The following is a 12,269-nucleotide window of genomic DNA, read 5'->3' on the forward strand; positions in this document are numbered from 1 at the left end:
TGCCGGAACAGGCCTTCGCCGCGTGACCGCCCTACGCGCTCACTTCGTGCGGCGGGTGACGAACTCCGCCAGGGCCAGCAGACCTCCCGCCGCCGCGAGGTCGGGGACGGCCCTGGACAGCTCCTGCACCGCCCGGCCCATCCGGTCGGCCGCGTGGGCCTGGGCCCAGTCGCGGCCGCCGGCCCGTTCCACCGCCCGGGCGGCCGCCGTCACGTCCTCCCCGGTCATGGGGCCCGCGTACAGGGCCGCCAGCTCCTCCCCCGCCCCGGTGCCCGAGGTGAGGGCGGCCACGACCGGGAGGGACTTCTTGCGGGCGATCAGGTCGGCCCCGGCGGGCTTGCCGGTGTGCCCCGGGTCCCCCCAGATGCCGATCAGGTCGTCGATCAGCTGGAAGGCCAGCCCGGCCTCCCGCCCGAAGGCGTCCATCGCGTCGACCTCCTCGGGTCCGGCGCCCGCGTACAGCGCGCCCAGGGCGCAGGCGCAGCCCAGGAGCGCGCCCGTCTTGGCCGTGGCCATGGTCAGGCACTCGTCCAGCGAGACCTGGGGCCGGTCCTCGAAGGCGCAGTCGGCCTGCTGTCCCGCGCACAGCTCGATCACGCAGGCCGCGAGCCGGGCGGAGGCGGCCGCCGAGGCCGGGTGCGGGTCCTCGGCGAGCAGCCGCAGCGCGAGCGCCATCATGGCGTCGCCCGTGATGACCGCGTCCGGTATCCCGAAGACGGTCCAGGCGGTGGGGCGGCCGCGCCGCCGGACGTCCTTGTCGATGACGTCGTCGTGCAGCAGCGTGAAGTTGTGCGCCAGCTCCACGGCCGCCGCCGCCCGCACGGCCTCCCGTACCGCTCCGTCGTTCCCGTGGCCCCCGGGGCCGCTCAGGGCCTGCGCCGAGGCGAGGACGAGCGCCGGCCGGATGGCCTTGCCCGCGCCGGCCCCGGCCGGGGTGCCGTCCTCGTGCTCCCAGCCGAAGTGGTACATCGCGACCCGGCGCATCCCGCCGGGCAGGCTCCCGACGGTCCGGCGCAGTTCCGGGTCGACCGTTTCCCTCGTCCGCTCCAGCAGGGCCGCCGCTTCCTGCCCCTCGCCCGTGGCGACGGCGTCGACCGCCATCAGCGCCAGCGGCCGATCTCGACGTTCTCCAGGACGCCGAGCGCGTCCGGCACCAGCACGGCGGCGGAGAAGTAGGCGGTGACCAGGTAGGAGATGATCGCCTGCTCGCTGATGCCCATGAAGCGCACCGACATGCTCGGCTCGATCTCGTCGGGGATCCCGGGCTGGTGGAGGCCGATGACGCCCTGCTCCTCCTCGCCCGTGCGCATGCACAGGATGGAGGTCGTCCGGGCGTCGCTGATCGGGATCTTGTTGGACGGGAAGATCGGCACCCCGCGCCAGGCCGGCACCCGGTGGCCGCCGATGTCGACCGACTCGGGGTACAGGCCGCGCTTGTTGCACTCGCGGCCGAAGGCGGCGATGGCCTTGGGGTGGGCGAGGAACAGCCGGGAGCCGCGCCGCATCGAGAGGAGGGCGTCGAAGTCGTCGGGGGTGGGCGCTCCGTCGTGGGGCTGGATGCGCTGGTCGTAGTCGGCGTTGTGGAGGAGGCCGAAGTCGCGGTTGTTGAGCATCTCGTGCTCCTGGCGCTCGCGCAGCGCCTCGACCGTGAGCCGCAACTGCTGCTCGGTCTGGTTCATCGGCTGGTTGTACAGGTCGGCGACGCGGGTGTGGACGCGCAGGACCGTTTGTGCAATGGAGAGTTCGTACTCGCGGGGGCTGGCCTCGTAGTCGACGAAGGTGCCGGGGAGGACGGCCTCGCCCCGGTGGCCGGCGGAGAGGTCGATGGCGGCCTCGCCGTAGGGGTTGGTGCGGTGTGCGGGCGCGGTCCGTACGTGGTCCACGTGCGCGCGCAGGGAGTCGGCCCGGTCGGCGAGGAGCTGGAAGTCCTGGCGGGACAGGACGAGGGCGGTGCCGGAGGTGGCGGCGCGGGCGGTGTACTCCCAGATGGCCTCCTCGTCGGTGAGCGAGTCCTCGCCGAAGAAGGCACCGTCGGCGACGGTGCGCAGGACCGCGTCGTCGCCGTAGGGGCCGGGTCCGATCTGGTCGATGCGGCCGTGGGCGAGCAGGAAGACCTGGTCGGAGGGGCTGCCGAAGGAGGTGAGCTCCTGGCCCGCCTCGAAGTCGACCTGCCGGCAGCGCGCGGCGAGTTCGGTGAGGACCTCCTCGTCCTCGTAGTCGCGCAGCAGGGGGAGCTCGCCGAGCTCCGCCGGGATGACCTGGACCTGGGTGCCGGTCTTGACGAACTCGACGATCCCGTTGCCGACGGAGTAGCTCAGACGCCGGTTGACGCGGTACGTGCCGCCCTGCACGGAGACCCACGGGAGCGTCTTCAGCAGCCAGCGGGAGGTGATCTCCTGCATCTGCGGCGCGGACTTGGTCGTGGTTGCCAAGTTCCGTGCGGCCGAAGTGCCGAGACTGCGCTGCGGTGCCTGGGCTTCGGATTCGGAACCTGCCTGGACCGACATGTCTTTCCCTTTCGATCACTCCATGGATCTGAGGGACGGAACACTTCCAGCACGCAACGTGGCGAAACCATTACTCAAAAGGGTGGGACTACTCCGCCGGGGCGCGGGCATCATCAATGGTTCAACTTCTTCACACGACCTCCCTCGGACCCCACCGGTTCCAGCCATCTCGCACGCCCCCTTTCGTTAACTTGCATCCTGCATGCCAGTTTTCTACGCTCAGGCCATGAGGCTGACCCGATTCACCGACCTGGCGCTGCGCGTACTGATGCGCCTGGCCGTGGAGGAGACGGAGCTCCCGACCACGCGCGACGTGGCCGCGAGCATGGAGGTTCCGTACACCCACACGGCCAAGGTGGTCGCCAGGCTGCAGCACCTCGGTCTGATCGAGGCCCGGCGCGGCCGCGGCGGGGGGCTCGCGCTCACCGCCGCCGGACGGGCCGCCTCGGTGGGCGGGGTGGTGCGCGAGCTGGAGGGCGCGGGTGATGTCGTGGACTGCGACGGGACCGTCCCGTGCCCGCTGCGGGGGGCGTGCGTGCTGCGCGGCGCGCTGCGCCGGGCGCAGGAGGCGTTCTTCGCCGCGCTGGACCCGCTCACGGTGAACGAGCTGGTGGCGGCCCCGACGGGCCCGCTACTGCTGGCCCTGTCGGACACCAGGGCGGCCCGGCCGGGACCGGACCCCCGGATGGCCGATTAGACCCGCCCCCGGGGTCGGCGCCGAGGGGCGCTCGAACAAACATCCACGCGCCCTTTAATGCGCATATGAAATTCCACTTACAGGAGGAGCTCCGCATGCTTTCCGAGAAGTCGACCGCGACCGTACGCGCCACCCTGCCCGCCGTCGGAGCCGCCGTCGGAGACATCGCGGAACTCTTCTACCAGAAGCTCTTCGCCGCCCACCCGGCCCTGCTCCGGGACCTGTTCAACCGCGGCAACCAGAGCTCCGGACTCCAGAAGCAGGCCCTCGCCGGCTCCATAGCGGCCTTCGCCACCCACCTCGTCCAGCACCCGGACACCCGCCCCGACGTGATGCTGAACCGCATCGCCCACAAACACGCCTCCCTCGGCGTCACCCGCGAGCAGTACCCGGTCGTCCACCAGCACCTCTTCGAGGCCATCGCCGAGGTCCTCGGCGACGCCGTCACCCCCGAGGTCGCCCAGGCCTGGGACGAGGTCTACTGGCTGATGGCGAACGCCCTCATCGCCATCGAGGAACGCCTCCACGCCGAACAGCGGGTCCTGGCCGGCGAGGTCTGGCGGGAGTGGACGGTAGCGGCCCGCACCGAGGAGACGGCGGACTGCGCCACCTTCCACCTCACCCCGGCCGACGGCCGCCGCGCCCCCGGCTTCAAGCCCGGCCAGTACGTCTCCGTCCAGGTCGAACTCCCCGACGGCGCCCGCCAGATCCGCCAGTACAGCCTCTCCACCTCCCCCGGCTCCCCGGTCCGCGCGATCACCGTCAAGCGGGTGCACGGCCCGGCCGCGGGCGGCCCCGACGGGGAGGTCTCCCACCACCTGCACACCCGGGTCCACCCCGGCGACACCCTGCGGGTCTCCGCCCCGTACGGGGACCTCACCCTCAAGGACTCCACCGCGCCCGTCCTGCTCGCCTCGGCCGGCATCGGCTGCACCCCGATGCTGTCGATGCTGGAACACCTGGCCGACACCGCGCACACCGCCCCGGTCACCGTCCTGCACGCCGACCGCACCCCCGCCGACCACCCCCTGCGCTCCGACCACCGCGCGCTGACCCACAAGCTGCCCGCCGCCACGGCCCGCTTCTGGTACGAGGAGTCCGCCGAACCGGGCGACGCCGCCGGCCGCATGGACCTGACGGACGTCCCCGTCGCCCCCGGGACCCGCGCCTACCTCTGCGGGCCGCTGCCCTTCATGCGGTCGGTGCGCGAACAGCTCCTCGGCAAGGGCGTGGCGGCGGCCGACATCCACTACGAGGTCTTCGGACCCGACATGTGGCTGGCTTCCGCCTGAGACCTGTCCGGAACCCGCCCTAGCGGCGGAAGGGTCACCTCCACTACACCGGAAAGTGACGGGACGCACACACAGGGTGTCCGTCACGCACCACAAGGAGGTGGCATGTCCTCACCCATGTCCGCGGACCGGTTCCTGACGGCCCTGCACGGCGCCGGCCTCACCGTCGTCGAGGTCGGCGCCTGGCGCACCCGCAACCGCAACCACAAGGGCCCCTGGGGCCCGGTGCACGGGGTGATGATCCACCACACCGTCACGCACGGAGCCGCGTACACCGTCGAACTCTGCCGCACCGGCGACAGCGCCCTGCCCGGCCCGCTCTGCCACGGGGTCATCACCAAGGACGGCCACGTCCACCTCGTCGGCTACGGCCGCACCAACCACGCGGGCGCCGGCGACTCCGACGTCCTCGCGGCGGTCATCGCCGAGAAGCGGCTCCCCCCGGACCACCACGCGAACGTGGACGGCAACCGCCACTTCTACGGCTTCGAGTGCGAGAACCTCGGCGACGGCGAGGACCCCTGGCCCGCCGTCCAGCTCGACGCCATCGCCCGCGCGGCCGCCGCCGTCTGCAAGGTCCACGGCTGGGGCGCCCGCTCCGTCCTCGGCCACCTCGAATGGCAACCCGGCAAGATCGACCCCAAGGGCTTCACAATGGACTCCCTACGGGAACGCGTAGCCGAACGGCTCAAGTAGCGCGCGGACCGACAATGGACGGGTGACCCACCCCGAGCTGCTCCCCCGCCCGCCGTCCCCCCTCGTCGAGGCACCCGACGAACGCTTCGCCGCGCACGGGGTACGGCTGCTCCTCAAGCGGGACGACCTCGTCCACCCGGAGCTGCCCGGCAACAAGTGGCGCAAGCTCGCCCCCAACCTCCGGGCCGCCCTGGACGCGGGCCACGACCGGCTCGTCACCTTCGGCGGGGCCTACTCCAACCACCTCCGGGCCACCGCCGCGGCCGGCCGGCTGCTCGGACTGCGCACCGTCGGCATCGTCCGCGGCGACGAACTCGCCGGCCGGCCCCTCAACGACTCCCTCGCCCGCTGCGCCGCCGACGGCATGCGGCTGCACTTCACGACCCGCGCGGAGTACCGCCGCAAGACCGAACCCGAAACCCTCGCCCGGCTCCTCGCGGCGGCCGACGCCACCGGCTCGTACGTCGTCCCCGAGGGCGGCAGCAACACCCTCGCCCTGCAGGGCTGCGCGGAACTGGGCCGCGAGCTGCGTGGCGCGGGGGACGTGGTCGCGGTGGCCTGCGGCACCGGCGGCACCCTCGCTGGCCTCGCGGCGGGCCTGGCCCCGGGGCAGCGGGCGCTGGGCGTCCCCGTCCTCGCGGGCGGCTTCCTGTCCTCGGAGATACGTTCCCTCCAGTCCCGGGCCTTCGGCGGGCCGGCGGGCGACTGGACCCTGGCCGAGGGCTTCGACCACGGGGGCTACGCGCGGGTGCCCGGGCCGCTGGACGACTTCGCCGCGGACTTCGAGTCCCGCCACGGATTCCCCGTGGAGCGGATCTACGTGGCGAAGCTCCTCTGGGCCCTGACCGCCCTGACGACGTCCGGCACCTTCCCCGAGGGCACCACCCTCACGGCCGTCATCACCGCCCACCCCTGACCTGGCCGGTCGGTACCGGACATCCCCGCTGCGCGGAGCCCTTGCCCTGGCCGGGCGGTACCGGTCCGTCCCGCTGCGCGGAGCTGTCCCCTACCCACCCTTCCACCGTTCCCTGGGGCTCCGCCCCAGACCCCGCGCCTCAAACGCCGGCGAGGCTGAATTCGACCCGAGGGGTCGGGGACGGGGTGGGGTGTCGTCCGGGATGTAAAACGTGATTTGTTGGCGCGCGGTACCACCACACCAACGCAGCTGCGGAACGGGCGCCATAAATCATGCCCATCCCGGACGGCACCCCACCCCGTCCCCGACCCCGCCCTACGGCAACCCCGTCCACGCCGGATGCCCCGCATCGTCCGCCCGGCCCGGCCCGGCCAGGGCAACCGCCATCCCCGACCCCCGCCCGGCCAGGGCAAGGGCAACGGCCTACCCCGCCTCCTCCCGATACGCCGCCGCCTCCTCCAGGTCCAGGCGGCGCAGCAACCCCCGCAGCATCTCGTCATCGATCCGGCGCCGGTCGCGCAGGGCGACGAAGACCTCCCGTTCGGCCTCGATCATCTCCCGCGCCAGCCGCCGGTAGACCTCGTCCGCCGACTCCCCCGTCAGCGGGTTGACCTCCCCCAGCCGCTCCCACACCGCGTTGCGCCTCCGCTCCAGCACCGTCCGCAGCCGGTCCACGAGCGGCCCCGGCAGGGAGCTGTTCGCCGGGTCCTCCAGCAGCTCCGCCAGCCGGTCCTCCGCCGCCCGCGAGGCCTCGCTCTGCGCCTGCGCCTCCGCGAGGGTCTCGGCCTGCAGGTCCCGCGGCGGCAGCTTCAGCGCCCTGATCAGCGGCGGCAACGTCAACCCCTGCACGACCAGCGTCCCGATGACGGTCGTGAACGTCAGAAAAAGGATCAGGTTCCGGTGCGGCACGCTCATCGGCACGGAGAACGCGATCGCCAGCGACACCACCCCCCGCATCCCGGCCCACCCCACGATCACCGGCGCCTTCCAGTCGGTGTCCGGCTCCCGCTCCCGGATCCGCTCCGACACCCACCTCGGCACGAAGGTCGCCGGGAACACCCACAGGTACCGCGCCACCACCACCGCGAGGAACACCGCGACCGCGTACCAGGCCGCGGCCATGCCCTCGTACTCCCCCAGCCCCGTGAGGACCACCGGCAGCTGGAGCCCGATCAGCGCGAAGACCACCGACTCCAGCACGAAGGCGACGACCTTCCACACCGCCTCCTCCTGGAGCCGGGTCGCGAAGTCGACCTGCCAGTTCCGGTGCCCCAGGTACAGCGCGACCACCACCACCGCCAGCACGCCCGACGCGTGCACCCGTTCGGCCGCCGCGTAGGCCACGAACGGGATCAGCAGCGACAGCGTGTTCTGCAGCAGCGGCTCCTTCATCCGTTTGCGCAGCTGGTGGATCGGCACCATCAGCAGCAGCCCCACGCCGACCCCGCCCACCGACGCCAGCAGGAACTCCGCGACCCCGCCCGCCCATCCGGCGCTCACCCCGACGGCCGCCGCGAGGGCGACGTTGTACGCGGTGATGGCGGTGGCGTCGTTCACCAACGACTCCCCCTGGAGGATCGTCGTGATCCGGTTCGGCAGCCCCAGTTTGCGGGCGATCGCGGTGGCCGCGACCGCGTCCGGCGGGGCGATCACCGCGCCCAGCACCAGCGCGACCGGCAGCGACAGCCCCGGCACCACCAGGTACGCCGCGTACCCGACGGCGAGCGTCGCGAAGAGCACGTACCCGACCGACAGCAGCGCGACGGGCCGCGCGTTGGCCCGCAGGTCCAGGTACGAACTGTCGACCGCGGCGGTGTGCAGCAGCGGCGGGAGCAGCAGCGGCAGCACGATGTGCGGGTCGAGCGTGTACGGCGGCACGCCCGGCACGTACGCCGCGATCAGGCCGGCGGCGACCAGCAGCAGCGGCGCGGGCACCGGCGTCCGCCGGGCCAGCCCCGCCACGGCGGCGCTCCCCGCCACCAGTGCCACCAGCGGCAATACCTCCATCGAAGATCCACCCTCAGTCGTAGGCCGGCCGTACGGGACCATCTTGGCCGCCTCCGCGCTCCCCGGCGGTCAGGACGTAATCTGTCGGTCCGCGCACGAGGGGAATCCGATGAGCGAGTGCAGTCACGTGGCCGACCTGCCGTACCCCGAGCCCGCCCCCCAGGCGCCGACCTGCCCGGAGTGCGAGGCCCTCGGGAGCCACCCGGTGCAGCTGCGGATGTGCCTGGGCTGCGGGTACGTGGCCTGCTGCGACTCCTCCCCCTTCCGGCACGCCACCGCGCACCACCAGGGGACCGGTCATCCGGTGATGCGGAGCTTCGAACCGGGCGAGAGCTGGCGGTGGTGTTTTGTCGACGGTTCGATCGTCTGAAGCGGGGTAGGTCAACCCTCCGCCGGTTCCCCCGAATTGGGCCCGCAGACCCCTAGCCACTGTGTGTACCCATGGGCTTACCATCAGTCACTGGACGCAGGTGCAGCCGGCCTGGGGTGCTCCGAAGCGGGTGCCATGAGGGGTGCCGCGACACGATCGCCCGGATCGCGATAGCGTCACCGGCGAACAGAGCTCGTACCACCTTGGAGGTGAGGGTGTCCCAGATCGCAGGCGAGCCCGGGACCCAGGACTTCGTGGAAGTCCGGCTGCCGGCTGCGGGTGCCTACCTGTCTGTGCTGCGAACGGCCACGGCCGGTCTCGCGGCACGTTTGGACTTCACCCTCGACGAGATCGAGGACCTCCGCATCGCGGTGGACGAGGCCTGCGCGATCCTGCTCCAGCAGGCCGTGCCGGGCTCCGTCCTCAGCTGCGTCTTCCGATTGGTGGACGATTCGCTGGAGGTGACCGTCTCCGCGCCGACCACCGACGGACGCGCGCCGGAGCGTGACACGTTCGCGTGGACGGTCCTGTCGGCGCTGGCCGGCAAGGTCGAGGCGACGGTCGAGGAGAACAAGACAGTGAGCATCAGCCTCTACAAACAGCGCGGCGCGGGGCCAGGCCCGGCGTGAGCGGCGGGGAGATCCCGGTGCGGGGCGGGGATCGGCCCCGGGTACGGCACGAGGTCGACGGCGGCATCCCTGAACAGCAGCACGCCCGGCCGCACCCGGCTGAAGCGGATGCGGAAGACGGCTTTTTGGACTCGGCGGAGCGACGGGCGGGCCCTATGAGCGAGAACGAGCACGACCAGACACTGCCACCGGAGGCCGCTGCCACGGCCCCGGAGGCACCGGCACCGCCGCCTGCGCTGCCGGATCCGCGGGACCGCAGCGGCGCGCGGGCCCTGTTCTTCGAGCTGCGCGAGCTGCCCGAGGGGTCACCGGAACGGGCGGAACTGCGCAACCGGCTGGTCCGGATGCACCTGCCGCTGGTCGAGCACCTGGCGCGGCGGTTCCGCAACCGCGGCGAGCCGCTGGACGACCTGACCCAGGTCGCCACCATCGGCCTGATCAAGTCGGTCGACCGGTTCGACCCGGACCGCGGGGTCGAGTTCTCGACGTACGCCACGCCCACCGTGGTCGGCGAGATCAAACGGCACTTCCGCGACAAGGGCTGGGCGGTTCGCGTCCCCCGGCGCCTCCAGGAGCTGCGGCTCTCGCTGACCACGGCCACGGCGGAGCTGTCCCAGCAGCACGGCCGTTCGCCGACGGTGCACGAGCTGGCGGAGCGGCTGGGGATCTCCGAGGAGGAGGTGTTGGAGGGGCTGGAGTCGGCGAACGCCTACAGCACGCTCTCCCTGGACGTCCCGGACACCGACGACGAGTCGCCGGCGGTCGCGGACACCCTGGGCTCCGAGGACGAGGCGCTGGAGGGGGTCGAGTACCGCGAGTCCCTCAAGCCGCTGCTGGAGGGGCTGCCGCCGCGGGAGAAGCGGATCCTGCTGCTGCGCTTCTTCGGCAACATGACCCAGTCGCAGATCGCGCAGGAGGTCGGCATCTCCCAGATGCACGTCTCCCGTCTGCTGGCCCGCACCCTGGCCCAGCTCCGGGAGAAGCTCCTCGTCGAGGAGTGACCGGGGGAAGCCCTCCCGGTCGAGGACGTACGGGTCGGACGTAAGGGTCGGACGTACGGGTTATCGGGTCTGGTCGTCCCCAGGCCCGATTCCCAGCGCCTCGGTCGCCGTCGGGTTCACCAGCAGCACCACGACCGCCACGGCGGCCAGCGCCAGCGCCACGGCGGCTACGGTCATCGCGCCGCCGGTGGTCCACAGGGTCCAGGCGACGGGCATCGCCATCAGCTGGGTGATCAGCGCCGGGCCGCGGCTCCAGCGGCGGCCCAGGCGCAGCCCGCGCGCCGCGATCAGCGGGAGCGCGGCGAGCGCGAGCAGGGTCAGGCCGCCGGTCTCGGCCTGCTGCGGGGAGTCGGGGTCCCCGGCGATGCCGACGAACAGCATGTAGACGCCGAGCCCGGCCAGGGCCAGGCCCTCCAGCGCGGTGAGCGCGGCGGCTGCGGTCAGCCGGCCGGGCAGCACTGCGGGCTCCGCGGTCGCGGCGGCGGGGGCGGGGGAGGTCGGCTTTTTGCTCACCCCAGCAGGGTAGCCGCGCCCCTTCCGGCCCGGAGAGGACCGGTCGGTATGGGTCGCATATGCGGGGGTGGGTAGTCTGGCGCTCATGCGTGCACTTCTCGTGGCCAACCCAGCAGCGACGACCACCAGTGCGCGCACGCGCGATGTCCTGACCCACGCCCTGGCCAGCGAGATGAAGCTGGAGGCGGTGACCACCGAGTACCGGGGCCACGCCCGGGACCTGGGGCGCAAGGCCGCGCACGAGGGACTCGACCTGGTGGTGGCGCTGGGCGGGGACGGCACCGTCAACGAGGTCGTGAACGGTCTGCTGCACGACGGCCCCGATCCGGAGCGGCTGCCGAGGCTCGCGGTGGTCCCGGGCGGTTCCACGAACGTCTTCGCCCGCGCCCTCGGACTGCCGAACGATTCGGTCGAGGCGACCGGAGCCCTGCTGGACGCGCTGCGGGAGCAGCGCGAGCGGACGGTTGGCCTGGGGCTGGCGGCCGGTACCCCGGGGACCGAGGACGAGTCGGTTCCGGCCCGCTGGTTCACCTTCTGTGCGGGCTTCGGCTTCGACGCGGGTGTGGTGGGCCGGGTGGAGCAGCAGCGGGAACGCGGCAAGCGTTCGACTCACGCTCTGTATGTACGACAGCTCATGCGCCAGTTCTGGGAGGAGCCGAACCGCCGGCGCGGCACGATCACGCTGGAGCAGCCCGGCGCGGATCCGGTGACGGATCTGGTGCTGTCGATAGTCTGCAACACCTCGCCCTGGACGTATCTGGGCAATCGTCCGCTTTACGCCTCTCCGGAGGCGTCGTTCGATACTGCGCTTGACGTATTGGCCCTCGACCGTTTGTCAACTCCGGCGGTCGCCAGGTACGCCACGCAGCTCCTGACCTCGACTCCTGAGCGCGGTCCGCACGGCAAGCATGCGGTGTCTCTGCACGATCTGACCGACTTCACCTTGCATTCGAAGGTTCCCCTCCCCTTCCAGATGGACGGGGACCACCTCGGGCTGCGCACCAGCGTTCGGTTCACAGGCGTACGCCGTGCACTGCGTGTGATTGTGTGAGTGGAAGGGCCAAAAGTCCTTCCACTCGAACGTTTACACGCCGGTCCACCCCTAGGAACTAGGGCTGTGACCTAGTAGACACCGACGAATCCAAAAAAACTTTCCGGAAGGGGTTGTATCCCCGTCCGAGGTTTGCGAATCTCTACATGGCGATCGGGACAGCCCGCAGCACCCGGCACCCACACAGAGCGCCAGAACCCCTCCACGAATCTTCGGACCCCACCAGGCAACTGGGGGTCGGCCCTTCCCTCACGGGGGGATTCGTGAAAGCGTTCACATTCACAAGCAACCTGCCCGCAATACAAGGAGATGGAGCAGCCATGGACTGGCGTCACAACGCCGTTTGCCGCGAGGAAGACCCGGAACTCTTCTTCCCCATCGGCAACACCGGTCCTGCGCTGCTGCAGATCGAGGAAGCCAAGGCCGTCTGCCGCCGCTGCCCCGTCATGGAGCAGTGCCTGCAGTGGGCGCTCGAGTCCGGTCAGGACTCCGGCGTCTGGGGCGGTCTCAGCGAGGACGAGCGCCGCGCGATGAAGCGCCGCGCCGCTCGCAATCGGGCGCGCAACGCCACCGCCTGACATCGACTTTCG

The 12,269-nt window shown here is 71.7% G+C and carries 13 protein-coding genes; 9 read left to right on the plus strand and 4 right to left on the minus strand.

Annotated features, from left to right (window positions below; genetic code table 11):
• Positions 1-39 precede the first annotated feature (39 nt).
• Both OOK31_RS11205 and OOK31_RS11210 read right to left on the minus strand, forming a co-directional pair.
• Positions 40-1,101, minus strand: a complete 1,062-nt coding sequence (locus OOK31_RS11205; protein ID WP_267012289.1) for a family 2 encapsulin nanocompartment cargo protein polyprenyl transferase — start codon at positions 1,099-1,101, stop codon at positions 40-42.
• Positions 1,101-2,507 carry a family 2B encapsulin nanocompartment shell protein gene (locus OOK31_RS11210; protein ID WP_267012290.1) on the minus strand — a complete coding sequence of 469 codons (1,407 nt, stop codon included), beginning with the start codon at positions 2,505-2,507 and terminating at the stop codon, positions 1,101-1,103. The genes OOK31_RS11205 and OOK31_RS11210 overlap by 1 nt, the downstream gene beginning before the upstream one ends.
• Before the next feature lie 226 nt (positions 2,508-2,733).
• On the opposite strand from OOK31_RS11210, the gene OOK31_RS11215 reads away from it, so the two are divergent.
• From OOK31_RS11215 to OOK31_RS11230, 4 genes are all read left to right on the plus strand, one after another.
• On the plus strand, positions 2,734-3,204 hold the full coding sequence (locus OOK31_RS11215) for an Rrf2 family transcriptional regulator (RefSeq protein ID WP_267012291.1): 471 nt from the start codon (positions 2,734-2,736) through the stop codon (positions 3,202-3,204).
• Between the two features lie 95 nt (positions 3,205-3,299).
• The gene (locus OOK31_RS11220; RefSeq protein ID WP_267012292.1) at positions 3,300-4,496 is read left to right on the plus strand and encodes a globin domain-containing protein; all 1,197 of its coding nucleotides are present in this window, start codon (positions 3,300-3,302) and stop codon (positions 4,494-4,496) included.
• 105 nt (positions 4,497-4,601) lie between these two features.
• The gene (locus OOK31_RS11225; RefSeq protein ID WP_267012293.1) at positions 4,602-5,192 is read left to right on the plus strand and encodes an N-acetylmuramoyl-L-alanine amidase; all 591 of its coding nucleotides are present in this window, start codon (positions 4,602-4,604) and stop codon (positions 5,190-5,192) included.
• Between the two features lie 22 nt (positions 5,193-5,214).
• Complete coding sequence (locus tag OOK31_RS11230) at positions 5,215-6,108, plus strand: 1-aminocyclopropane-1-carboxylate deaminase/D-cysteine desulfhydrase (protein ID WP_267012294.1); 894 nt, start codon at positions 5,215-5,217, stop codon at positions 6,106-6,108.
• 423 nt (positions 6,109-6,531) lie between these two features.
• Here the strand turns inward: OOK31_RS11230 and OOK31_RS11235 are convergent, their stop codons facing one another.
• Positions 6,532-8,115, minus strand: a complete 1,584-nt coding sequence (locus tag OOK31_RS11235) for a Na+/H+ antiporter (RefSeq protein WP_267012295.1) — start codon at positions 8,113-8,115, stop codon at positions 6,532-6,534.
• Positions 8,116-8,224: 109 nt separating this feature from the next.
• On the opposite strand from OOK31_RS11235, the gene OOK31_RS11240 reads away from it, so the two are divergent.
• From OOK31_RS11240 to OOK31_RS11250, 3 genes are all read left to right on the plus strand, one after another.
• A complete protein-coding gene (locus tag OOK31_RS11240) occupies positions 8,225-8,485 on the plus strand; it encodes a UBP-type zinc finger domain-containing protein (protein ID WP_267012296.1) in 261 nt (86 codons plus the stop codon).
• A 215-nt stretch (positions 8,486-8,700) separates the two neighbouring features.
• The gene (locus OOK31_RS11245) at positions 8,701-9,114 is read left to right on the plus strand and encodes an anti-sigma regulatory factor (RefSeq protein ID WP_214949331.1); all 414 of its coding nucleotides are present in this window, start codon (positions 8,701-8,703) and stop codon (positions 9,112-9,114) included.
• 17 nt (positions 9,115-9,131) lie between these two features.
• On the plus strand, positions 9,132-10,115 hold the full coding sequence (locus tag OOK31_RS11250) for an RNA polymerase sigma factor SigF (RefSeq protein ID WP_267012297.1): 984 nt from the start codon (positions 9,132-9,134) through the stop codon (positions 10,113-10,115).
• A gap of 60 nt (positions 10,116-10,175) precedes the next feature.
• On the opposite strand, the gene OOK31_RS11255 is transcribed toward OOK31_RS11250, so the two are convergent.
• Positions 10,176-10,628: a hypothetical protein gene (locus OOK31_RS11255; RefSeq protein ID WP_267012298.1), complete on the minus strand. Its 453-nt coding sequence runs from the start codon at positions 10,626-10,628 to the stop codon at positions 10,176-10,178.
• An 85-nt stretch (positions 10,629-10,713) separates the two neighbouring features.
• Between OOK31_RS11255 and OOK31_RS11260 the strand changes: the two genes are divergently transcribed.
• The gene (locus OOK31_RS11260) at positions 10,714-11,679 is read left to right on the plus strand and encodes a diacylglycerol kinase family protein (protein ID WP_267012299.1); all 966 of its coding nucleotides are present in this window, start codon (positions 10,714-10,716) and stop codon (positions 11,677-11,679) included.
• A 320-nt stretch (positions 11,680-11,999) separates the two neighbouring features.
• Entirely contained in the window at positions 12,000-12,257 is a 258-nt protein-coding gene (locus OOK31_RS11265) for a WhiB family transcriptional regulator (protein ID WP_004937597.1), read from the plus strand.
• Positions 12,258-12,269 lie beyond the last annotated feature (12 nt).

It is taken from the genome of Streptomyces sp. NBC_00249 (assembly GCF_026342355.1).
Classification (GTDB): domain Bacteria; phylum Actinomycetota; class Actinomycetes; order Streptomycetales; family Streptomycetaceae; genus Streptomyces.